Raw genomic sequence first — 22,633 nt, forward strand, 5'->3', positions numbered from 1 at the left:
GGGAGCAATATTATGGCTTTATCAAGAGAACAATTAGCACAACGCGTTGCGCAAGAATTACAAGACGGATATTACGTAAATTTAGGTATTGGCATTCCAACCTTAGTTGCCAATTATGTTCCAAAAGGCATTGAAGTGATGCTGCAGTCTGAAAATGGTTTACTTGGCATGGGACAGTTTCCTACCGATGACGAAGTTGATGCCGATTTAATTAATGCGGGTAAACAAACAGTAACTATGGCAACAGGAGCATCATTATTTGATAGCGCCGAGTCTTTTGCCATGATACGTGGCGGCCATGTAGATTTAACGGTGTTAGGAGCGTTTGAGGTGGATTGCCAAGGTAATATTGCTTCGTACATGATCCCTGGCAAGCTAATTAAAGGGATGGGTGGCGCGATGGATTTAGTGGCTGGAGCAGATAATATTATCGTTACTATGACACATGCTTCAAAACACGGGGAATCTAAACTTTTAGCTGAATGTACGTTACCGTTAACGGGTAAAGGCTGTATTAAGAAAGTACTTACCGATTTGGCATTCCTTGAAATTAAAGAGGGTAAGTTTCATTTACTTGAGCGTGCGCCAGGTGTTTCGGTAGACGAAATTGTTAAATTAACAGCCGGCGAATTAGTTGTGCCAGACAATGTACCTGAGATGACATTTTCTTAAAGCTTGATAAGAAATCATAAGAAAGCCTCTATGCAAATGCTGTATTAGAGGCTTTTTTGTATTTATGATTGTCGTTTAATTATTGTTCATGTGTAGGTATTAATTTACTTCATTAAATCAATACTTAGTGGCATTTAATTGTATAATTGAGAAGTAACAACTAAAGTATTTATATACATATACATTTAAAAAACACACCGGAGTTAAATATGAGTAAATCTGCAGCTGGATCTCATTCACAAGATGAAACAACACAGTGGGTAAAATTTAGCTTAGGCGGTGAAAACTACGGGATTCGTGTACTTAAAGTACAAGAAATACAACGTTATAGTGAAATATCGCCGATTCCAGGCGCACCAAGTTATGTTCTAGGTATTATTAATTTACGTGGTAGTGTGATCAGCGTTTTGAATACACGCGAGAAGTTTGGTTTGCCTGATTATGAAATTACAGATGATTCGCGCATTGTTATTTTAGAAGTTGGTAAACAAATTATTGGTATTTTAGTTGATAGTGTTGCTGAGGTTATAAGCTTACAAGCAAGCGATGTCGATATAGCACCTAACGTAGGTAATGACGAAACGGCTAAATTTATTGATGGAGTTTCTAATAAAGGCGGAGAGCTTTTGATTTTATTAGATGCTGAGAAGATATTGAATGAAGATGAGTGGGAAGATCTTAGCCACTTATAACGATTAACTGCTTTTTATTTGATTGGTTTTTATACTCTACAACCTAAGTTAAAATTCTTTCATTGGATATTTAACTTAGGTTAATTAATGATTTATCACCGCATGTAAATTCTCTTATATTATTTAGGTAGCTCTGAAGTTAATACCCAATAATAATTTAGTTCTATCATTTTTTTCGAAAAATCTTCAAATTGTAATGGCTTAGTTACATAACCACTGGCTCCTAACCTATAACATTCTTTAATTTCAGGTGCTGTAGTTGATGTACTAATCATTACTACTGGTATATCTTTTAAAGCATCATCATTTTTAATAATTTTAAGTGTTTCTATACCACCTTGTCGTGGCATTCTAATATCTAGAAATACGATATCAGGTCGTGAATATCTTTCTTTGTCTTCGTAAGGTGATTGATTTCGTAAATATGCGATTGCTTGCTCACCATCTAGTACATGGTCGATAGAATTTTTAATATTAAATTCATGAAAAGCGTCCAGCATCAGCTCAGCATGATCTATATTATCCTCAACCATTAGCCCCGAAATTGCTTTAAAGTTATTCATTTTATATCCTTTATTTATTTCTATATTATCGTCAGACGTAAACGTCTTGAAACTTGATTAATCTTTTATAAAGTTGAGTGTGAAAAGGCTGCCTTTGTCTATTTCTGATTCAACTTTAATACTACCGTCATGTTTTTCAATAATTCTTTTAACAATACTTAAACCTAAGCCAGAGCCGTTGTAACTATTTTTATGTGCAAGACGTTTAAAGGGGGTAAATATTTCATGGGATTTGTCTGTGTTAAAACCTATTCCATTATCTTTAACAGATATTTGCAGTAATTGATCAGTTTCCTCAAATGAAATAGTGATCACAGGAGAATTTTCGTTAAATTTAATACTATTGCTAAATAAATTATGAAAAAGTAAATGCAATAATGTGGCGTTACCACGAAATTTAGGTAAGCTTTTTTCAACGTTAATAACAAACTCCTTATCAACTGATGCTTTTAATGCAGCCGATGCTTTACTTATGACTCTATTCATATCGACTACTTCGTCAGACTTTAAAGTGTATTCCATAGCTAGATAGTGTTGCAGGTCATCAACAAGCTGATGGATTTCTGCCGTACTGTTATTTAAATATTCGAATAGGGTTAATTCCCCAGGCGTGAGTTCAAGCCTTTCTTCTAAGTCTAACTTGAGAATGCTTGATACGCCTTTAATACGAATAATTTGACCATTAAAGTCGTGAGACAAGCTAGAACAAAATGCTTTCATATCCTTATTATAGGTTTCAATTTCACGTTGATGCTTCCATCTATCTATTGCATATCTGCAGGTACGAAAAAGCAGTTGAGGTGAAATATCATCTTTGGATATGTAGTCTTGAATGCCTTTATTTAATAAGGTTTTTGCTATTTGCAGGCTATTAATTGACGTTAAAATAATGATGGGTACCGGAAAACTTCGAGTCGCTAACCATTCAACTGTTTGCTCTAAAGGCGAATCAGGCAAGTTTAAATCACATAAACAAGCATCAAAACGTTCTGTTAGTAGTAAACGATTACCTTCTGCAAGAGAGCTTGCAGCTATAATATTAACATTAACCTCAGTTATTGATTCTAATGCATCCGTTATAACGTCTAGATGATCAGAGTTATCTTCAATAATTAAAATGTTCAATAGATGGTCGTCCCTATTCGTTCTGTTTAGTAAAAAAATGCTCTATTTTGTAAATATAGTCTAAAATTAATTTAATACTTAGCGACATCAATTTTTTTATAAAAAATGTTAAAAATAAATTTATGTTGAAAATTTGTTTTATTTTGACTTGGAGCTATAAATGCGAATATTGATTGTTGATGATAACGTGATAGATATAGCCCTTGTAAAAAGAGAACTAGACTCCTCATTGCTATGTGACTTTTCTATCAAAACATCTATTTCAGTGTCTGATGGTTTAAAAAAATTAGAAACAGAAAGCTTTGACGTTATTCTTTTAGATTATGAAATGCCTGAAATAGACGGCATAGAAATGATTATTGAAATCCGCTCAAAACCTAACCTGGGTAACACTGCTATTATTGTTGTAAGCGCCTCGTTAGATTCTAGCGTTGCGCTAAATTGTATTGAAGTGGGCGCACAAGACTTTATTCCCAAAAGTAGTATTACTCAAGTAAAGCTTTATCAGGCCATTATTCACTCTCGAAAGCGTTTTGAGATGGAACAGAAAATGTACGAAAGTTATTTGTCTGTTAAAACTATGGCTGAAAAAGATCCATTGACAGGTTTACACAATCGTTATTTCTTTGACGAAAACTTACAAATGATGATTGCTGCAAGCAAACGCTCTAATACGGCGATTGGTATGTTGGCACTCGACTTGGATAATTTTAAACATATTAATGATTCGATGGGACATGAAGCGGGAGATTTGTTGTTAAAAGAAGTGGTTGCACGCATAAAAAGATGTTTAAGAGTTAATGATGGTTTTGCTAGGTTAGGTGGCGATGAGTTTGCAATTACGCTTTCTAATATCAATGCAATTAGCGAAATTAACATGGTAACAGACCGTATAACTGACGCGTTTAAAGAGCCATTTGAGCTTTCAGGTAAAAATGTAATTTGTACTGTGAGTATTGGAGCTGCTTTATATCCAAATGATGCACCTAGTGGTAGTGAGCTTGTAAAGTGTGCAGATATTGCTATGTACAGAGCAAAACAAGGTGGTAAGAATGGCGTTTGTTTTTATGAGTCTCATTACCAAGCGGAGTTTAACCGTCGTTTTACTATTCAAAACGATATTATGGATACATTAGCGGACTCTTCTTTTAGGCTTTTTTATCAACCTATTTTTTGTGATCAGGGAAAAGATATATTGGGTTTTGAGGCTTTGATCCGTTGGCCTGACATTGCCAACTCTCACTTCCCTGATATTTTTATTCCTATAGCTGAAGAAAGCCGATTGATTAATGATATTGGTATTTGGGTGATTAGAACTGCGATAAAACAGTTATCAGTCTGGCATAAAAAATATTCTGAAAACTTGTCTATGTCTGTCAACATTTCACCTATGCAGTTACATGATGGCGCTTTACTCGAGTTATTAAAATCAATAACAAGTGAATATAATATCCGTCCTGATTTAGTCACTCTTGAAATCACTGAAACTGCTTTACTAGAACATAACGACATAACAGTAAAAACGCTTAAAGACTTATCTGCTTACGGGTTTAAAATAGCCTTAGATGACTTTGGCATGGGATATTCATCCATATCACACCTCACTAATTTCGTGATTGATACTGTAAAAATAGATAAATCTATGCAGCCAACAGACGCTGATGATGATAAAAGAAAAAATTTACTTGAAGCTCTTGCGATGATGCTAATACAACTTAACTTTAAAGTCGTTGCTGAAGGTGTTGAAACGGAAGAACAATTGTCTTTATGTAAAGCACTGCATATCGATTTAATCCAAGGCTATCTACTGAGTGTGCCTATGTCAGCAGAGCAAGTAGAAATACAATTAAACGCTGCCTTTCATAGTGAAATAGCATGAAATAAACACCTAGAGTGTTCCAAACAAATAAAACGGATTAATATCTAATGGAATCTATATTACTTGCTGAGGAGGAATTACGCCTCAGTGCATTATATGAATACAATATTTTAGATACTGAAAATGAAGAGGTTTATGATCAGTTAACTGAGCTTGTCGCCAATATCTGCGATACGCCAATTGCTTTGATTTCAATAATTGATGAAAACAGAGAGTGGTTCAAATCTCGTTATGGACTTCCCGACTGTGAAAAGCCTAGAGGTTGGACTTTTTGTGACGAAATAAATTTAAACGAAGGCGTTTTTGAAGTTAAAGACACGTTAAATGATGATCGGGTGGCTTATCCACCATTATTAAAAGACGGAACTCAAGTGATATTTTATGCTGGTGTTCCCATTATTAATGCTGAAGGTTATCACATTGCTACCTTATGTGTACTAGATCGTCAGCCAGCTTATTTACGTGACGAGCAGAAGGTGCAATTAAAAATATTAGCGAAACAGGTTTTGTATTTATTAGAGTTAAGAAAAAGCCATTATGTGAAAGAAAAATTACTACGCCAATCTATATTAGATGCAAAAGAATTAGAGAAAAAAAATAAGCAGCTTGAGCAGTTTGTTTATACGGTTTCTCATGATTTGAAAGCACCTTTGATCACTATTTCTGCTTTTGCAAAGACTTTAGCAAAAGAGCTTGAAGCGAGCACTAATGAGAAACAAAAACATCGCTTTACTCGTATACAAGAAAATACATCACAAATGGGTGGGTTACTCACTGATCTTTTAGAATTATCACGTGTGATGAGCCAAGTTATTAAAAGGGAATTATTAAATACAGAATTAATTGTTAACAGTCAATTGCAAGAATTGAAGGGAGATGATGAGCATATTAATTTTATTGTTGAATCTCCACTTGAGTATATATTTGCGAACAAAACACTACTATCACGCTGTATTTTAAACGTTTGTAATTATGTTATTCAAAATAAATCGCCAGATAACGTTTTAAATGTACAAGTTGCTACAGTAGATCATGGTTCGCATATCTCCCTGGTTATTGTTGATAATGGGTTAGGTATTGCTGAAGAAGATCAAGAACGTGTTTTTTGTATCTTCGAACAAGTAGAAAAACAAAAAGGTACAGGAATGGGATTATGTATTGTGAAAGCCGCAATGGAGAAACATGGTGGTGAAATAAAGCTCACTTCTACTTTAGGTATTGGGAGCCAATTTGAATTAAAATTTCCCGTTATTACCGTTTAAGAAACACAATAAAAAACAAAGTACTGAATTAAAGGAATAACTATGAATGAATGGCTTCAACAATTTGCCAACCCTAACTTTATGCCTCATGGGCATTGTTACTTGTGGCGTCCTGATATCCTTTGGACACATGTAATTTCTGATGCCGTAATAGGCATTGCGTATTATGTTATTCCTATTGTATTTGGTTTACTTATTATGAAAAGAAAAGGCGTATTGCCTCATAAAGATCTTTTTGCTTTATTTACCGCTTTTATCTTTTTTTGTGGTACTACTCACTTTGTACAAATATATATTACTTGGTATCCAATGTACGAATATCAGGGCTGGCTTAAAATGTTAACCGCATTTACCTCTATTTTGACAGCACTTGTACTTGCTCCGAAATTACCTCAATTACTTAAATTTTCAACACTTGAAGATGATTATAGAAATAATCTAAAAGAGTTAGAGACTTTAAGAATTAAAAATGAACAAATGAATGCCGTATATTCTGCAACTATCCGTAGAGAGCAAAAGGTTATCGAACTACAGAAAGAAATCAATGATTTGATGACTGAAATGGGTAGAGAGAAACCTTATGATGTCTAGCTTTAGCCCTCTTAGATTAGAAGTACGTGCTGATGAATATTAAAAACCTGATATTAAGTACGCTGTTATTGTTTTTGATTACATTAGAGGCGTTGATTGCCTTAGATTATCTCGCCCAAGAAAAAGAAATGCGAATTAAACGTATTGAAATTTATCAAACAATTATCGAACTACAAAGTCAGATTGGTTATGTTGGTCTTATACATAATTTCAAAAATTACATGTTAAGACCACAGCAAACAAATTACCGAGACAGAGCTATTGTGAACTACAAAATGGCTTCAAAACAAGTAGCTTCACTAGAGATTATGGGAGACGAACTCATAGGTGATTTTCGTATGCCTGAAACACGAAAGATGTTGAATGCCTATAAAAGTCGGCTTGATAAATTACCAGAGCTGATGATAAATAATGTGTCCGCGCGCGAATTAGATCAATTTGTGAAGTTTAATGATTTACCTTCTCGTAACGAAATTGAACAGATTTTTAGACAGTTTTCGGATGCATTAAATGCGAAAGCTACAAGGGTACTTTATGGTAGTTTAATTGCTTGTTTAGTTATTTTAATCTTTTTGATAGTAACGATTTCTCTTATGATCCGTTCTTTGTTTAAAGAGCAAAGAGAAGCACTAGCAACCAGTAATAAACTTAATGCTGAATTAGAAGAAAATAAAATTAAAATAGAATGTTCTCAAATCGTGCTGTTGAATGTAATGAAAGATGTTGAGAGTGAAAAGCAGGAGGCGTCACGATTAAATAAAGAGCTTATTAGTAAGAATAATGAGATGGAACAGTTTATTTATACGGTATCTCATGATCTTAAATCTCCACTCGTTACTATTAGTGGCTTTGCTAATAAGCTAAATACAGAGTTAGCTGACACTTTAACTGAACGGCAAACCCACAGATTAAATCGGATTATAGACAACATTAATAATATGGAACGTTTACTTTCTGATTTATTAGAGTTATCAAAAATAGTTCAGCAACCCATAGTGATTACTGAGGTTGATGTAAAACAGATCATTTTAGAACAGTCGCAAGTACTTGAAGATGTCATTACTGAGAGCGAAGCAACGATTAATATAGCTGACAGTTTTCACACAGTTAAGGCGAACGAGCGGTTACTGTCAGAAATTATGTTAAACTTATTGAGTAACTCAATCCGATACAGAGAACCAAGTCGGAAATTAGTGGTTGATATTTATTCATCACAAACCGATAAGTCTACCATTATTCATATTAAAGATAACGGGATCGGTATAGATCCAAAATATCATGATCTCGTTTTTGCTATTTTTGAACGGTTATCTACAAATGAAGGAAGCGGTGTTGGTTTAACTATCGTTAGAACGATTATGGAAAAACATAAAGGTAGAGTTTCATTAGAATCAAAGCTAGGTGAAGGTTGCCATTTCTTATTAGAGTTCCCTAATCATGAAACAGATCGGTTTTAACCTGTTTGTTCACTCTAGATCTGTTCAATATTTTAACTGATACCTTTAAATAGACATTAACGCCTATTTAAAGGTTTATGCACAAGCATTTCTACCCAGTTTTTTAGCTTCATATAATTGTTTATCGGCAATGGTAAATAATTCTTCATTGGTAGGTAATGTTCTTAAAGAAGCAACGCCAGCACTAATGGTAACAATATGATGTGGCGAGCAAATATGAGGTGTTTTTTGTGCCATAACGGCAGATATAATTTTATTGGCGACGAGTTTTGCACCGTTAATGTCTGTGTCAGGTAGAATCAAAACAAACTCTTCTCCGCCATAACGCATTGCTGAGTCAGTAGGGCGAAGTATCTGAGACTTTATAGTTTGTGCAATATTAATTAAACACTGATCTCCTTGCTGATGACCATATTTATCATTGTATTGCTTAAAATAATCTAGATCTAATACGACAATAGCTAAATCTTTTTGAGTTCTTAAAGCTAAGGCTAATTGCTCTTTATAAATGTTATTATAATAACGTCTATTACCTAGGCCAGTTAAACCATCAAAGTAAGCTAGTTCGTTCTGGGCATCAGATTTTAATTTTAGTTGTAAGTGCGCCTGAATACGTTTTATTAATGTTTGAGGTATAGCAGGTTTAGCCACAAAATCAGCTCCACCGGCTTCCCAGCAAGCAATCTCATCTTCAACGGTTTCCAATGTAGTTGAAAATATAATAGGGCAATTGCCCATTTCAGGCATAGATTTAAGTATTTTACAGGTAGCGTAACCATCCATAGAGGGCATAACTACATCCAATATGACCAAGTCTGGAGGTGTTTCTTTACAAAACTCAATCGCGTCTACGCCAGAATGAACTTCATATATATGTTCAAACATTCTTAACGACCTTGCTAAGATTGCCGTGTTAATTTTATCGTCATCCACTAAAAGTATTTTAGCATTAAGCACATCTAGTGATGACAAATTCGTTGTAGAACTTTGCATCTTTTTACCTTCTTTTAATAAGCTTTTCTCTGATGTTTTTTTGAAGCAATGTGTAAAAAGCAGCAGAGCAACTTCGAAACATAGTTGTTTTTTTATATTGTGTGCTAAGAGCTCATTTTTATTTATTAGCAGGTAAGTATCTGAATCAAAGCTATTAAAATCATGTGAACTCTTCATGATTATCGCTTTAATATTCATCCTACGTTAAAAAAATGTTAATGTCTTCAGCTTTTAAGTGATTTTTAAACACTAATTTATTTACTAAAACAAATAAATATTAATTTAATTGTGACTTTTCAAAACTAGCTACCGTCTAACCTTGTATTAAATATATAACCTTACTTGTTAACTAATAAAGAGAACTAAAATGAAAAAAACAATAATTGCTAGCAGCCTATCGTTCTTGTTATTTACGGGGTGTGCATCAAATACAGTGTTATCACAAAATGATATTATGGAGCAGTTTCCAAATATTAAAGAAGCGCGTTTGTTATTAGAAAAAGCGAACGACGAAAATATCGATTACTACTCACCAGAAAAAATGGAAATAGCACAACGTACTTTTGATGATGCAATTAGCCAAGCTAAATCAGGCAAAACATCAGCTAACACTGTTGCAGCTAATGCAATAACAGCGGTTAATGCGGCTGTTAAGCAATCTGAAAAAGCTAAATATGTTTTAGAAGAAGTGTTTGTTGCTCGTAAAAAAGCCTTAGCAACTAATGCAAATAATTTAGTACCTGAGAAATTTGAAGCTGCAGAAAAGCAATTAAAGAAAATGCTTGGCTTGTTAGAAAATGGTGAAGATGACCGCGCAAAACGCGACATTACGTCATTAAAGAATCAATATTTAGGTTTAGAATTAGCCGCACTTAAAACGAATATGTTAGGTGTAGCAGATAAAGCAATTAAAACTGCAATTAATAAAGATTTGGACGATGTGGCTCCAATTTTAATTACTCAAGCTAAAAACGAATACCAATTAGCTTTAGATACATTAGAAGTGAATAGAACAGATACAGAAAAAGCTAATGTACATTCAAACAAAGCCATTTGGATTGTTAAGCGTGCTGAAGGTGTTGCTGAAATTAATCAATACTTTAAAGATGCTGACTTTACTGAAGAGCAAAAAATTGTATGGTTTCAAGAACAACTTGGTTTGGCATTCTCACCATTAAACAGTGAATTACCATTTAACCAATCGAATAAAGAAGTGGTGAATGGCGCCAAAGATAGTTTAGCCAAAGTGTTGGAGCAAAATAACACACTAAGCTTTAATGTTTCAGAACTTAAAGACAGGTTAGAGTCAACTCAAGAAATGTCTAAACTAGAGTTACAAAAAGAACAAACAGCTAAACGTGAAGATATTGCTCGATTTAACGGCGTTCAATCATTGTTTAATGAAGATGAAGCAACGGTTTACCGTCAAGTAAATAATGTATTAATAAGAGCTCATGGCTTTTCATTTAAAACAGGTGGTAGTGAAATTGAATCAACTAACTTTGTATTACTTAACAAGATTATTGATGCAGTGAACCGCTTTCCTAAAGCCAATATTGTTGTTTCTGGTCATACAGATTCAACAGGCAGTAACGATTTGAATTTGCAGTTATCTCAAGATCGTGCAAAAACAGTCGCTAACTTTATGACACAAGTAGGCAATATTGATACAAGTCGCATTCAATTCAAAGGCTATGGTAAAGGTAAGCCTGTTGCGAGTAACGAGACAGCTGAAGGGCGAGCGCAGAACCGTCGAGTTGAAATACTTATTATCAATTAGTCAGTGTTAGTGTTTTAAATACAATTAAATAGCGGGATACATAATGAATTTAAGTGAAGATGAACTCAAATTAATGTGGCAAGAAACTAAGCCAATCGTTAATGAAGAAGAAGAACTTAAAAAGGTGCTGAATAAGTCATCTAATACAACTGCAGCTAAAGATGTTACAGGGCTTTTCTTTGGGTGGATTTGGGTTGTGTTTTTAGGTTTTGGAGCATCTATGTATTCCGCTAAACGTAAATTAGATTTACATAAAAAAACACAGTTAAAAAACAAAACAGAAATTAATCAACAAGGAGAGGCCAAACAAGCTGCTCCGTTAAGTAATAATACCGGAGACAAGAAATGAATTTAGACGTTTGGACACAATCTATAAGTAACGCATTATCCAGATTTTGGACAGAAATAGCAGGATTTTTACCTAACTTACTTGCAACAATCTTAGTTGTTGTTATTGGCTTGTTTTTATCAAAGATCATTACCAAATGGGTCGCTAAAATTATAGAAACCCTTGGCTTTGACAAGTTATGTGAAAAGTTAGGTGTAAACAAAATTTTAAACACTCTAGGTTTAAAGTCGACACCTTCGCAATTAATTGGTGGTTTACTTCATGTGTTTCTCGTTCTGATCATTTTAGTTGCTGGCGCAGAAACATTAGGTTTAGATAGATTTTCAGCAATTTTAGACTCATTCGTCTTATATTTGCCTAAACTATTAGGAGCCTTGGTAATAACTTTATTAGGCTTATTCATAGCAAAATCAGGCAAAGCCAAAATAGAAACATCACTTGATAACATGGGTGTTGAATATGGCTCTTCAGTTGGACGAGTATTACAAATACTTGTTCTGGCGATTACTTTTTCTTTAGTTATTGGTCAGCTTGAGCTTGAAACCGAATTACTTAACACAATATTCACCGTGTTAATTGCCAGCTTAGGTGTTGCGCTAGCATTGGCTTTAGGGTTAGGTACTAAGAGTATCGCAAACAGTATAGTTTCAGGCATATACGCAAGAGAGCAATTACTTCCAGGAGACGAAGTAGAGTTTGATGGTTTTATCGGAAATGTTATTGCAGTAAGTACCGTAAATACATTACTTGAAAACAAGGAAGGTCGTCGGCTAAGTGTGCCTAACCAAGACTTATTAACTCATAAGTTTATTGTTACGCCTATGAATGACTCGATCAAATAGACTTTAACAATGAGTTAACTATGCAAACACCAGAGAACAAGAAAAACCTTGTCTCTGATCGATTGTCACAGTTAGAAGATTCGGAGATTGTGCGACTTGCCTGTCTCCAATTACCTTATGTGACAACGGCTTATGAAGTGCTTTTTCATCGATATCATAACAAGTTAATACAGATATGTTATCGATATTTAGATTCGACAGAAGAAGCGGAAGAGGCTGTTAACGACACTATGTTAAATGTGTTTAATAACCTCAAACGCTTTGAACAGCGAGCTAGCTTTAAAACGTGGATATATAGAATTGCATACAACCAGGCGTTAACAAGACTAAGAAAGAAGAAGTTAGATCAGGTTGATTTAGATGAAACCCATGAGGAGGTTTCAGATGATACCTCTGATGATTCTGCAGATAGAAGTAGCCAACTAAATAGTATGTTGGAAAGGCTTAGTTTGGAAGAGCGTTCAATTGTAGTTTTTCGTATTGCGGGTGATCTTGAATTTAACGATATTGCGTTAATCGTGGATCAAAAATTAAGTACCGTAAAAATGCGTTATAAAAGAGCATTAGAAAAAATGGCCGGCAGTGCTAGCACTGAAGATTAAGAGAAAAGTGATAAACGTATTAAGCTAAATTTGGCTTAAGAAACAGACGTCTTTAAATATTATAAAAATAAAAGCGCTGATAAATCTTTAAAATGGGTATAAAAATTAATGAACATACTAAAAAATAAAATAATGTTAATACTAAGCTTGCTAATAATAAGTTTGGTTGTGTTTTTTTCTACATCCCAAAAAGGAGATATACAACTAATTTCTGTTGCTGAGGCAAAAACACAAAATAAGTTAGATAAGTTACCAGACTTCTCAAAAATTAATGATGTTAAAGAAAAGAAGGAACAGTTCTTCAATACCCTTTATCCCATCATTAAAGAAGAAAATAAACACGTATTAAAATTACGACAAATTATTGTTTTACTGGAAAGTGTTCCTGAAGATGAATTAACAAGTAAACAAAAAGTATGGCTGAATAAAGTTGCTACTCATTACAAAATTAGCAGCGAATACGGCGCCGATAATTTCTTTGTTAGCTTACTTGAAAGAGTTGACGTGATCCCTCCTTCTTTAGCACTAACGCAAGCCGCTATAGAATCGGGCTGGGGAACATCTCGTTTCTCTAAAAAGGGTAATAACCTTTTTGGCCAATGGTGCTTTTCAAAGGGTTGCGGCATTGTCCCTTCGTCTAGAGATTCAGAAAAGGCTCACGAAGTTGCTAAATTCGCTTCAGTTAATTTGGCGGTAAGAGCTTACATAAAGAACTTAAATACCAATGTAGCTTATATTGAATTGAGAAAAATGCGCTCTAAACTTCGTGAAAATGAAGAAGACGTTACAGGCTTGGTATTAGCAAAAACACTGGATAGATATTCTGAAGAAGGTGAGCATTACGTAACTAAAATAAGTAAATTTATCGATCAAAACAAATTACAACGTTTTACTGATGAATTTAATGAGTCAGTTGAGTTATAATACTTAATAGGTGGCACAAGGACGCATCTTTAAGGTATTAAAATATCAGGTAACTCAAGGGGATTTTTTGTACCTAATATTTTTATTTGAATTTATTTAAAATAAATTGTGACTTTTCAATTTTTGCTGTCGTCTAAGGTTATGAAACTAGCTGAATAGGCTAAAAATATATTAAACATGAATCTAAGGTAATATTAAAATGAAAAACAAACTTTTTGCATTAAGCGTGCTAACTCTTTTATCACAAGCTGCTTATGCAGATAACTCATCAGAGAACCCATCTTGGTTTGGTGGTTTTGGTGAATTTTATAATTCAGATAATGAGAAATTTTTACCTGGCCCACAATACAACAACGGCTTAGGATTAGGTCTTGAATTCGGTACTCGTTTTAGTGAATCTTGGGGTGCTAGAATTGAATGGTCACACCTTAATATTGATGCGAAGAACCCAAGCCAAAGTATTGGTGGTGATAGAGGTGGTGTAGACATCTTATTCTACCCTCAACAATCAGACTACTATGTATTTACTGGTTTAAAAGCTGAGAAATTTGATGAAACACAAGGCTTAGTAAATGTTGGTTTAGGTCGTCATTGGGATGTAAGTTCTAACTTCAGAGTGATTACAGAAGTGGCTGCTTATCATGATTTTGGCGAAGCTTACCTTGATCACAGTGTTAAACTAGGTTTTGCTTATTCTTTTGGCGGTAATTCTACGCCGGCTCAAGTAGTAGAAAAAGTAATAGATACAGATAAAGACAGCGTTGAAGACAGCCGTGACTTATGTCCGAACACGCCATTAAACAGCCGTGTAGATAGCAATGGTTGTGTTGTTGATAAGCCTGTAGTTGCAGACAATGACAATGATGGTGTTTCTAACAAGACTGATATGTGTGCTAACACTCCGTCAACTGACAAAGTAGATAGCAAAGGTTGTAGCATATTTGAAGAGAAAGAAGTTCAAATGCAGTTAGACATTAAGTTTGCTAACAACTCTAGTCTTGTTAAAGCAAGTGACATGGCAGAATTAGCTGAGTTTGCAGCATTCTTGAAACGTTTCCCTAATACTAATGCTGTAATCGAAGGTCACAGTTCATCGTTAGGTAAAAAACAATATAACGTATGGTTATCACAAAAACGTGCAGAATCAGTTCGAGACTTATTAGTTGAAAACTATGGCGTTAAAGCTGACCGTTTAAGCGTTAAAGGCTATGGCGACTCTCAGTTATTAGATGAAAGTGGTACAGCTGCAGCACATAAAGTTAACAGACGTATTGTTGCAAATGTAACAGCTGTAGAGCGTAAAAAAGTAACTAAGTAATCTAGTCACTTTTAAGCACACAATAAAACGTAAGGGAGCTATTTAGCTCCCTTTTTTATTGTCTAAACTTACTGGTTGATAAGATGCAGGTTTGAAATAAATACTGCTCTAAAGTTTTTATGCGTACATTTGTTAGTAATCATTTATACAAGTATTGGTTTGGCTGTAATTGCTAGTCTATGATTAATATTAACCCCCCTCAAACTTAGGTGAAGTCATCCTATTTTTAATCTCTCTTAAGGTACCTGAACATATTGCCAATAGGTTGAATGGTATTGTAAGGCAATCGGAATTGATGAATCTCAAAAGGTGTCTATATGAATAATTATGTTGTTGGTGCTTTTCTTTTTTTCTCTGTGTTTGGGATTTATGGTGTTAGTGCAGAAACATCTAATGGAAGTATTATAATTAATGATCCTCAGACAAGTAGACATGTGGCCTTTGAACATACCCAATTAACCCATTCAGATAAATATTCTAGTTGGTATTCACGTGTTTCTGTTGAAAGTGATTATATTACGGAAGGTCGAAACAACCTTTCTGGTAGTGGACTTTATTCAATGTCTACAGAAGTTAGTTATGGCAATTTTTCACTTATACCTTGGTTTGCTAAAGGGATAAGTTCGGATTATTCAGAAGTTAACTTAAATATTAATTATGGGGTTTATTCTACTGACAAATTAGAAGTTTTTGTTGGTTATGGTTATTTAAAATCTAATACAGCAGATGTTCGCGCAACAGACCATGAAGTAAATATCGACTTTTCTTATGATTACAGTAATGACGTACAATTATTAGCGAGTATTTATCATTCTTTTGATGCTGAGGGTTTGTTTTCTGAAATTACTTGAATAAAAAGCTATAAGTTTAATGGTGTTTTACTTGTAGATATCAGTAGTTCGTTGGGTTTTAATTCGGGTTATATAAGTGACGGTCATAATGGTCTTAATTATGTTCAATTACGCGCACACAGCTCTTATGTACTTCAAAATAAAATCGAACTACACGCTTACACAAGTTACAGCCTAGCAATAAATGAAGACAGCCAACGCTTTGCTGGTGATGAGTATTTATCGAATATGTTATCGGGTGGAGTTGGCTTAAGTTATTTATTCTAGCAGCTTATTACTTGGTTAAATCGTAAAAAAGACGAATAAGTTAATTAATTTATTCGTCTTTTTATTTACATCAGGGGTCTACTCTAAATTAAGTGTGTTGATTTAGTTTAAATAACCGAACTTAAGTGAGGGCCTCAGATTATTTAGTTTCAGAGGTTAAAGGTTGTTCAAGTCTCATACGTTGACTATTACGAATAAAGTTAGTGCCTTGTTCAACAAGCTTACGACCATTTTCAATCTGTTGCTGGCCTTCTACTTTCTTCTTTTCAGATTGAGCAATTAATTTATTACCTTGTTTTACACTATCTTGTGCATCTTCCCAATTTTCGCCTATTGCAGCTAAACGCTCAGCCTCGTATTCAATTTCTTTTGGGCTAGATGAACGACCAGCCTTAGTGGCTTCAAGTTGATAATCTTGACGTGCTCTTTGGATCGCATCGTTGCCTGATTGAATAAGCGCTTCGCCTTTATTAGCATTAATACGTGCATTTTCTATGTTTTTCTCGCCTTTAATAATAAGTGCTTCACCTTTTTTAGATAGCGCTTTACCTTCTTCCCATAAACCACTTGGGTTATTGGTGTAATCTTCTAATTTTGGTTGTGTAGCACAGCCCGTAAATAATAATGCTGCACAAGTAATAATGATAATACGGTTCATGTTGTTTCCTTAATTTATTGTTATATACGCTATACGTATTGCTTAAACTTTGACGTTAAATAGTAAGTGTTAGCATGTTACTTCGCCAAAATACGCGCGTGCAATATTGTTTCTAGTTACTTAGATGAGTCGATGTGAGGAAAAGTCACATTAATAATAAAAGATAAGTATTTATCAGGAATAAACTGTTTCATTCTAGCTCTGTGGAAGAGCCTTTAGCGTTAAATTAAAAACTAAGGATAGATAAAATAAATAATATTTCAGAAAGTATGCTTGCAGCAACAAGTGTCGCTACATTTCAGGAGAGGGATTACAGCTTAGGAATACCTTGATTCACATAAACATCAAATCTGTTTTTCTTCATTTTTATACTGGTAGATGGCTTTTTATCAGCTAAAGGTGGCGCGTAAGTAGGGCGTTTAACTACCACTCTATATTTTGCTATAGCAAGGGCTGGTGCTAATAAAGCATCGGCATCTAAATCTTCACCTACCAAGGTTTGAAATACACGCATTTCTTTTTTAACAGCTGCTGATTTCTCTCTGTGAGGATACATAGGATCTAAATACACAACATCAGGCATTAACGTTTCAAAACTGTCTTCAGTTAAAGAAGTATGTACTAGTTCCATATTGTTAATAATATCAGACACTTCAGTATTTAACTTTGCACGCTCTAAACCATTCTCTAGTAACGCAGCGACAATCGGCATACGCTCAATCATGGTAACCTGACAGCCTAACGAGGCTAATACAAATGAGTCTCTACCTAGCCCAGCGGTTGCATCTAAAACATGTGGGGTAAAGCCATACTTTAATCCTACCGCTTTCGCAATATCTTGACCTCGACCACCACCAAATTTACGGCGATGCGCTGCAGCACCTTCAACAAAGTCGACTTTAATCGCGCTAAGTTTAGGCTCGTCTATTTTTACTAACTCAAGTACTTGAAAGTTAACTTGTAGTAAAAATGTCAGCTGTGGATGTTTATCAAGTGAAGCCACATGACCTATGTATTGTAGTCGCCACTTTTGTGCAACTTGCTTGGCTAGATCTGAATCAGAGCTATCTACATAGGCAACAGCAACATGGGTAAAAGCTTCATTTAACTCAATCATTTAATTTACTCATTTAGATTACGCATGACGTATATCAGTTAGCCAACTTGTACGTTATTATCGCCTGTTGCATAAGCGACTAAACGACTTAGCTGACATAAAGATAAATCACATTCAGTTTGCCATTGGTTAAAACTGTCTTGAATAGCTTTTAAGCTCGATTTGGTTTGAATGCCGCCTGTTACTATATCATGGGCACGAAAGTAAGCTTCAATATCACGGGTTATCAAAAAAGTGTCTATGCCTAGAGCTCTCAACGCATAAGGCCCTGTATTGCCACCCAAACGCTGGCCATTCTTTTTAAGGTACGCCCATAAACCTATCATGTCACTTGCTGGCCAGTTTGCGATAAACTCGATAAAACTATGACCATTTTGCTGCTCGTCGAAAATCATTTGAGCATTGGCTTTAATGGTTTTAACCTTGTTGTAATTACGAATGATTTTGGGATCAGCGGCTTTTCTTTCCATCATTTCTTCAGGCATCATTAGCACTTTTTCTAGATTAAATTGAAAAAATGATTCTTCAAATCCGTCCCATTTGTTTTCGACAACACGCCATACAAAACCTGATTGAAATATCTTTTTTGTAAAAGCTGATAACACCCGGTCATCAGTAACAACTTCTTTTAATTCGGCATTACTCAAGTAATGAACCTCATCTAATAAAAAGTCTAATGCGCGCTTACCGCCTTTACGCTCAGCAGCTCTATGATATAAAGATTTAAATGACTCTAATTTATCCATGGAATGAAGTGGGTCTTGTTGGTTAAATGAAAAATGCATTGGCTATCAATAAGCCAATGCATTTGAGTTTGATAATTATACTAAAATTTAACTTCTAGTACCTTAAAGAATACCACTATGGCGCAGTAAAGCGTCAATACTTGGCTCTCTGCCTCTGAAGGCTTTGAATAGTTCACTTGGTTCTTGTGAACCACCTTTTTCAAGAATATTTGTTAAGAAGTCATCGCCTACTTCTTTATTAAATACACCTTCTTCTTCGAACCTTGAGAAAGCATCAGCTGAAAGTACTTCAGCCCATTTATAGCTGTAATAACCTGCTGCATAACCACCACCAAATATATGGCCAAAACCATGTTGAAAACGGTTAAAGCTTGCGGCTTTAGTTACAGAATATTCAGCTCTTACTTCATCTAAAACCGATTGAATATAAGTTGAGTTGTCTTTAGTGTTATCAAAATTTAAATGCATTTTAAAATCAAACAACGAGAACTCTAATTGACGTAGCATTTGCATAGCCGATTGGAAGTTTTTAGCTGCTAGCATTTTGTCTAACATTTCTTTAGGTAATGGTTCACCAGTTTCGTAATGACCCGACATAAAAGCTAAAGCTTCAGGTTCGTAACACCAGTTTTCTAAAAATTGACTTGGTAATTCAACTGCATCCCAAGGAACACCATTGATACCAGATACACCGCTTGCATTAATTTGTGTAAGCATGTGATGAATACCATGACCAAACTCATGGAATAAGGTAACCACTTCGTCATGAGTAAACAAGGCTGGTTTATCACCAACAGGCTTATTAAAGTTACACGTTAAGTAAGCAACAGGCAGTTGAATTTCACCATTCGGTAATTCTCTACGACCAACACAATCATCCATCCAGGCACCGCCACGCTTTTTAGAACGAGCGTATAAGTCTAAATAGAAGCTGCCACGTTGATTATTGTTGGCATCGAATACATCGTAAAACTTAACGTCTTTGTGCCAGGTATCAATATCGTGACGTTCGGTAATGGTTAAACCAAATAGTTTGTGAACCACCTGGAATAAACCTGCAACAATTTTATTCTCTGGAAAGTAAGGGCGTAATTCTTCATCAGAAATAGCGTATTTTTCTTGTTTCAGCTTTTCGCCGTAATAAGCTAAATCCCATGCTTGTAGATCTGTTGCGCTAGCATCGACTGATTTAGCAAATTCCGTTAATTCGTTAAGCTCATTTTGACCTTGGCTTTTTGATTTAGCGGCTAAGTCTTCTAAAAACTGAATAACTTGACTCGTTTTAGAAGCCATTTTAGTCGCAATAGATTTCTCAGCGTAATTGTTAAAACCTAATAGCTGCGCTAGTTCATGACGCAGGTTCAAAATCTCGATCATGTTATCGCTGTTATCAAACTCTCCTGCGTTAGGACCTTGATCTGAAGCTCGTGTAACAAACGCTGTGTACATTTTCTCACGTAAGTCGCGATTGTCGCTATAAGTCATTACAGGTAAATAACTCGGGAAATCTAAAGTAAATAACCAACCTGATAAATCTTGTTCTGCCGCCAGTGCTTGAGCTGCTTCTTTCGCACTTTCTGGTAATCCAGCTAATTCTGCTTCATCAGTAATGTTCACGGTAAATGCTTGGGTTGCATCTAATACGTTGTTACTGAATTGTGAGCTCAAATCAGATAAACGAGATGATATTTCGCCATAACGTTTTTGCTCATCTTCAGCTAAAGCAATACCTGATAAAGTAAAATCGCGTAAAGCGTTATCAATTACTTTCTTTTGTGCTGTATTTAATGTGTTGTAATGTTCACTATCAGCAAGTTGTTGGTAAGCTTGGTAAAGAGGCTTGTGCTGACCTACAAAGGTACCGTATTCCGATAATAAAGGTAAACAAGACTCATATGCTTCGCGCAGTTCATCGCTACTCACTACTGAATTCATATGAGAAATTGGTGAGAAAAGTTTGCCTAAAGTATCGTCAATATCATCAATAGGTTCAACCAGCGACTTCCATGTATATTCGGTGGTTGAAGATAAAACATCGGCAATCACTTTCTTACAATTATCAATGGCTTCTTCAACGCTAGCTTTAATGTTTTTTGGTAAAATTTCTGAAAATACGGGTAATGTTTGTGCCATAAATAAAGTTCAAGGTGATGAATTATCTTATATATGTAATAGCACTCAAGTCATATTTCAAGGTGTTGGAAAGATTAAAGCCTATTATTGTATGTTTAAGGCTCTCATTTTGTCTCTTTTGTGGATTTTATAGATAGTGTAATTTACCGTATCGATGTCATTTTACCTCGATACAATCATCGTAAATAGTACTGCTTGCTTGATAAATTAGAGTTTTGTACCCATTTACTCTATATATTAAATAGGTCGAAATGATTTGAACATTTCATCGGTCTTTAATTTACATGTGTTTTACATAGCCTGAATACTTGTTAAAGTATTTGTTAGGTTACTTATTCTTATTTCTTTATCGGGGCATACATGACTCAACATTTTGATTATATTTCTATCGGAGGCGGTAGCGGTGGTATCGCATCAGCTAATCGTGCAGCTAGATTAGGTAAAAAAGCGGCGGTTATTGAAGCTAAATATATTGGCGGTACCTGTGTAAATGTGGGTTGTGTACCTAAAAAAGCGATGTGGTACGCAGGGCAAATTTCTGATGCATTAAAATATGCGACAGACTTTGGCTTTAAAGCACCATTACAAAGCTTTGATTGGGCTAAGTTAGTTGCTAACCGAGAAGCCTATATTGAACGTATTCATGCAGCTTATCAAAGAGGTTTTGATGCTAACAATGTTACTGTAATTAATGGTTTTGCCAAGTTTGTAGATAAAAACACAGTTGAAGTAAACGGTGAATTATACACAGCCGATCATATTACTATTGCTACAGGCGGTCGCCCTAGTATTCCTAGTATTGAAGGTGCAGAGCACGGTATTGATTCTGATGGATTTTTTGCCTTAACTGAACAACCTAAAAGTGTTGCGGTAGTTGGTGCTGGTTATATTGCTGTGGAACTTGCTGGCGTATTTCATGCGTTAGGTACAGATGCACATCTATTAGTAAGAAAAGATAAGCCATTACGTGCTTTTGATGAAATGTTAAGTGACACTTTAGTTGAACAAATGGCTAAACATGGTCCAACATTACACACAAACAGCACACCTAAGAACATTGAAAAACATGACAATGGTCAACTGACAGTTCATTTAGAAAGTGGTGAATCTGTAGGTCCTGTAGATAAGCTGATTTGGGCAATTGGTCGTGAGCCAGCAACTGACAATATTAATATTGAAGCTGCAGGTATTACATTAGATGAGCGCGGTTTTATCCCAACAGATAAATATCAAAATACTAACGTAAGTAATATTTACGCAGTAGGCGATAACACAGGTCGTGCTCAACTTACGCCGGTAGCTGTGGCTGCTGGTCGTCGCTTATGTGAACGTTTATTTAATAACAAACCTGACGAGCATTTAGATTACTCCAACATTGCAACGGTTGTGTTTAGTCACCCTGTTATTGGTACGGTTGGCTTAAGTGAAAAAGAAGCGATTGAAGAACATGGCGAAGCTAACGTTAAAGTGTATAAGTCTCAATTTACGGCTTTATACCAAGCGATCACTGAAGATTATCGTGATCCAACACGCATGAAACTTGTATGTGTTGGTAAAGAAGAAAAGATTGTTGGTATTCATAGTATTGGTTTTGGTAGCGACGAGTTACTACAAGGTTTTGCTGTGGCAATGAAAATGGGCGCAACAAAGGCTGATTTTGATAATACCATTGCGATACACCCAACGTCTGCGGAAGAATTTGTGACTATGTAGTCATAGCTCTAAAACTTAAAGCTATAAATTTATAATCTAAGAAACGTCACACTAATTTTAATATATACCTTTTAATGGTTTTATTTTAGTGTGACTTTT

General features: G+C 35.0%; 22 protein-coding genes. 15 read left to right on the forward strand and 7 right to left on the reverse strand.

From position 1 onward, the window contains the following. The first annotated feature begins 12 nt into the window (after nt 1-12). Both Q5N69_RS10275 and Q5N69_RS10280 read left to right on the forward strand, forming a co-directional pair. The gene (locus Q5N69_RS10275) at nt 13-672 is read left to right on the forward strand and encodes a 3-oxoacid CoA-transferase subunit B (RefSeq protein WP_304368825.1); all 660 of its coding nucleotides are present in this window, start codon (nt 13-15) and stop codon (nt 670-672) included. 209 nt (nt 673-881) lie between these two features. Further along, nucleotides 882-1,364: a chemotaxis protein CheW gene (locus tag Q5N69_RS10280; RefSeq protein ID WP_304368826.1), complete on the forward strand. Its 483-nt coding sequence runs from the start codon at nt 882-884 to the stop codon at nt 1,362-1,364. 119 nt (nt 1,365-1,483) lie between these two features. Here the strand turns inward: Q5N69_RS10280 and Q5N69_RS10285 are convergent, their stop codons facing one another. Both Q5N69_RS10285 and Q5N69_RS10290 read right to left on the reverse strand, forming a co-directional pair. Then, nucleotides 1,484-1,927, reverse strand: a complete 444-nt coding sequence (locus Q5N69_RS10285) for a response regulator (RefSeq protein WP_304368827.1) — start codon at nt 1,925-1,927, stop codon at nt 1,484-1,486. 57 nt (nt 1,928-1,984) lie between these two features. Continuing rightward, nucleotides 1,985-3,052: a hybrid sensor histidine kinase/response regulator gene (locus Q5N69_RS10290; protein WP_304368828.1), complete on the reverse strand. Its 1,068-nt coding sequence runs from the start codon at nt 3,050-3,052 to the stop codon at nt 1,985-1,987. A gap of 160 nt (nt 3,053-3,212) precedes the next feature. Between Q5N69_RS10290 and Q5N69_RS10295 the strand changes: the two genes are divergently transcribed. Genes Q5N69_RS10295 through Q5N69_RS10310 form a run of 4 tightly spaced genes read left to right on the forward strand, consistent with a single transcriptional unit; the run spans nt 3,213 to nt 8,241 of the window. After that, nucleotides 3,213-4,931, forward strand: coding sequence for an EAL domain-containing protein (locus tag Q5N69_RS10295; RefSeq protein WP_304368829.1), 1,719 nt, complete (start codon nt 3,213-3,215; stop codon nt 4,929-4,931). A 47-nt stretch (nt 4,932-4,978) separates the two neighbouring features. After that, nucleotides 4,979-6,193, forward strand: coding sequence for an ATP-binding protein (locus Q5N69_RS10300; RefSeq protein WP_304368830.1), 1,215 nt, complete (start codon nt 4,979-4,981; stop codon nt 6,191-6,193). A 42-nt stretch (nt 6,194-6,235) separates the two neighbouring features. Beyond that, nucleotides 6,236-6,784: a hypothetical protein gene (locus tag Q5N69_RS10305; protein WP_304368831.1), complete on the forward strand. Its 549-nt coding sequence runs from the start codon at nt 6,236-6,238 to the stop codon at nt 6,782-6,784. 32 nt (nt 6,785-6,816) lie between these two features. Further along, nucleotides 6,817-8,241: an ATP-binding protein gene (locus Q5N69_RS10310; protein ID WP_304368832.1), complete on the forward strand. Its 1,425-nt coding sequence runs from the start codon at nt 6,817-6,819 to the stop codon at nt 8,239-8,241. Between the two features lie 75 nt (nt 8,242-8,316). Here the strand turns inward: Q5N69_RS10310 and Q5N69_RS10315 are convergent, their stop codons facing one another. Further along, complete coding sequence (locus tag Q5N69_RS10315) at nt 8,317-9,234, reverse strand: diguanylate cyclase (protein ID WP_304368833.1); 918 nt, start codon at nt 9,232-9,234, stop codon at nt 8,317-8,319. Nucleotides 9,235-9,601: 367 nt separating this feature from the next. On the opposite strand from Q5N69_RS10315, the gene Q5N69_RS10320 reads away from it, so the two are divergent. The 8 genes from Q5N69_RS10320 (at nt 9,602) to Q5N69_RS10355 (ending at nt 16,167) form a co-directional block, all read left to right on the forward strand. After that, nucleotides 9,602-11,014, forward strand: coding sequence for an OmpA family protein (locus tag Q5N69_RS10320; protein ID WP_304368834.1), 1,413 nt, complete (start codon nt 9,602-9,604; stop codon nt 11,012-11,014). Between the two features lie 43 nt (nt 11,015-11,057). Beyond that, nucleotides 11,058-11,363, forward strand: a complete 306-nt coding sequence (locus Q5N69_RS10325; RefSeq protein ID WP_304368835.1) for a hypothetical protein — start codon at nt 11,058-11,060, stop codon at nt 11,361-11,363. Beyond that, nucleotides 11,360-12,205 carry a mechanosensitive ion channel domain-containing protein gene (locus tag Q5N69_RS10330; protein WP_304368836.1) on the forward strand — a complete coding sequence of 282 codons (846 nt, stop codon included), beginning with the start codon at nt 11,360-11,362 and terminating at the stop codon, nt 12,203-12,205. The genes Q5N69_RS10325 and Q5N69_RS10330 overlap by 4 nt, the downstream gene beginning before the upstream one ends. Before the next feature lie 20 nt (nt 12,206-12,225). Then, complete coding sequence (locus Q5N69_RS10335) at nt 12,226-12,807, forward strand: sigma-70 family RNA polymerase sigma factor (RefSeq protein ID WP_304368837.1); 582 nt, start codon at nt 12,226-12,228, stop codon at nt 12,805-12,807. A 168-nt stretch (nt 12,808-12,975) separates the two neighbouring features. Further along, a complete protein-coding gene (locus Q5N69_RS10340; RefSeq protein ID WP_304368838.1) occupies nt 12,976-13,731 on the forward strand; it encodes a glucosaminidase domain-containing protein in 756 nt (251 codons plus the stop codon). A gap of 199 nt (nt 13,732-13,930) precedes the next feature. After that, entirely contained in the window at nt 13,931-15,049 is a 1,119-nt protein-coding gene (locus Q5N69_RS10345; RefSeq protein ID WP_304368839.1) for an OmpA family protein, read from the forward strand. Between the two features lie 317 nt (nt 15,050-15,366). Beyond that, nucleotides 15,367-15,900, forward strand: coding sequence for a transporter (locus Q5N69_RS10350; protein WP_304368840.1), 534 nt, complete (start codon nt 15,367-15,369; stop codon nt 15,898-15,900). A 51-nt stretch (nt 15,901-15,951) separates the two neighbouring features. After that, a complete protein-coding gene (locus Q5N69_RS10355) occupies nt 15,952-16,167 on the forward strand; it encodes a hypothetical protein (RefSeq protein ID WP_304368841.1) in 216 nt (71 codons plus the stop codon). Between the two features lie 139 nt (nt 16,168-16,306). Here the strand turns inward: Q5N69_RS10355 and Q5N69_RS10360 are convergent, their stop codons facing one another. The 4 genes from Q5N69_RS10360 to prlC form a co-directional block, all read right to left on the reverse strand. After that, nucleotides 16,307-16,825: a hypothetical protein gene (locus tag Q5N69_RS10360; RefSeq protein WP_304368842.1), complete on the reverse strand. Its 519-nt coding sequence runs from the start codon at nt 16,823-16,825 to the stop codon at nt 16,307-16,309. 310 nt (nt 16,826-17,135) lie between these two features. Further along, entirely contained in the window at nt 17,136-17,942 is an 807-nt protein-coding gene (locus Q5N69_RS10365) for a class I SAM-dependent methyltransferase (RefSeq protein WP_304368843.1), read from the reverse strand. Nucleotides 17,943-17,980: 38 nt separating this feature from the next. Continuing rightward, the gene (locus Q5N69_RS10370) at nt 17,981-18,727 is read right to left on the reverse strand and encodes a DNA-3-methyladenine glycosylase I (protein WP_304368844.1); all 747 of its coding nucleotides are present in this window, start codon (nt 18,725-18,727) and stop codon (nt 17,981-17,983) included. Between the two features lie 63 nt (nt 18,728-18,790). Then, complete coding sequence (prlC, locus tag Q5N69_RS10375; protein WP_304368845.1) at nt 18,791-20,821, reverse strand: oligopeptidase A; 2,031 nt, start codon at nt 20,819-20,821, stop codon at nt 18,791-18,793. 360 nt (nt 20,822-21,181) lie between these two features. Between prlC and gorA the strand changes: the two genes are divergently transcribed. After that, complete coding sequence (gorA, locus tag Q5N69_RS10380; RefSeq protein ID WP_304368846.1) at nt 21,182-22,534, forward strand: glutathione-disulfide reductase; 1,353 nt, start codon at nt 21,182-21,184, stop codon at nt 22,532-22,534. Nucleotides 22,535-22,633 lie beyond the last annotated feature (99 nt).

The sequence above is a fragment of the Pseudocolwellia sp. AS88 genome (genome assembly GCF_030551755.1).
Lineage (GTDB): Bacteria > Pseudomonadota > Gammaproteobacteria > Enterobacterales > Alteromonadaceae > Pseudocolwellia.

What these genes read in the sequence shown, in the direction of transcription:
- Q5N69_RS10275 (WP_304368825.1), top strand. Translation starts at nt 13, where the DNA reads ATGGCTTTATCAAGAGAACAATTAGCACAACGCGTTGCGCAAGAATTA.
- Q5N69_RS10280 (WP_304368826.1), top strand. Translation starts at nt 882, where the DNA reads ATGAGTAAATCTGCAGCTGGATCTCATTCACAAGATGAAACAACACAG.
- Q5N69_RS10285 (WP_304368827.1), bottom strand. Translation starts at nt 1,927, where the DNA reads ATGAATAACTTTAAAGCAATTTCGGGGCTAATGGTTGAGGATAATATA.
- Q5N69_RS10295 (WP_304368829.1), top strand. Translation starts at nt 3,213, where the DNA reads ATGCGAATATTGATTGTTGATGATAACGTGATAGATATAGCCCTTGTA.
- Q5N69_RS10300 (WP_304368830.1), top strand. Translation starts at nt 4,979, where the DNA reads ATGGAATCTATATTACTTGCTGAGGAGGAATTACGCCTCAGTGCATTA.
- Q5N69_RS10305 (WP_304368831.1), top strand. Translation starts at nt 6,236, where the DNA reads ATGAATGAATGGCTTCAACAATTTGCCAACCCTAACTTTATGCCTCAT.
- Q5N69_RS10310 (WP_304368832.1), top strand. Translation starts at nt 6,817, where the DNA reads ATGAATATTAAAAACCTGATATTAAGTACGCTGTTATTGTTTTTGATT.
- Q5N69_RS10315 (WP_304368833.1), bottom strand. Translation starts at nt 9,234, where the DNA reads ATGCAAAGTTCTACAACGAATTTGTCATCACTAGATGTGCTTAATGCT.
- Q5N69_RS10320 (WP_304368834.1), top strand. Translation starts at nt 9,602, where the DNA reads ATGAAAAAAACAATAATTGCTAGCAGCCTATCGTTCTTGTTATTTACG.
- Q5N69_RS10325 (WP_304368835.1), top strand. Translation starts at nt 11,058, where the DNA reads ATGAATTTAAGTGAAGATGAACTCAAATTAATGTGGCAAGAAACTAAG.
- Q5N69_RS10330 (WP_304368836.1), top strand. Translation starts at nt 11,360, where the DNA reads ATGAATTTAGACGTTTGGACACAATCTATAAGTAACGCATTATCCAGA.
- Q5N69_RS10335 (WP_304368837.1), top strand. Translation starts at nt 12,226, where the DNA reads ATGCAAACACCAGAGAACAAGAAAAACCTTGTCTCTGATCGATTGTCA.
- Q5N69_RS10345 (WP_304368839.1), top strand. Translation starts at nt 13,931, where the DNA reads ATGAAAAACAAACTTTTTGCATTAAGCGTGCTAACTCTTTTATCACAA.
- Q5N69_RS10350 (WP_304368840.1), top strand. Translation starts at nt 15,367, where the DNA reads ATGAATAATTATGTTGTTGGTGCTTTTCTTTTTTTCTCTGTGTTTGGG.
- Q5N69_RS10360 (WP_304368842.1), bottom strand. Translation starts at nt 16,825, where the DNA reads ATGAACCGTATTATCATTATTACTTGTGCAGCATTATTATTTACGGGC.
- Q5N69_RS10365 (WP_304368843.1), bottom strand. Translation starts at nt 17,942, where the DNA reads ATGATTGAGTTAAATGAAGCTTTTACCCATGTTGCTGTTGCCTATGTA.
- Q5N69_RS10370 (WP_304368844.1), bottom strand. Translation starts at nt 18,727, where the DNA reads ATGCATTTTTCATTTAACCAACAAGACCCACTTCATTCCATGGATAAA.
- prlC (WP_304368845.1), bottom strand. Translation starts at nt 20,821, where the DNA reads ATGGCACAAACATTACCCGTATTTTCAGAAATTTTACCAAAAAACATT.
- gorA (WP_304368846.1), top strand. Translation starts at nt 21,182, where the DNA reads ATGACTCAACATTTTGATTATATTTCTATCGGAGGCGGTAGCGGTGGT.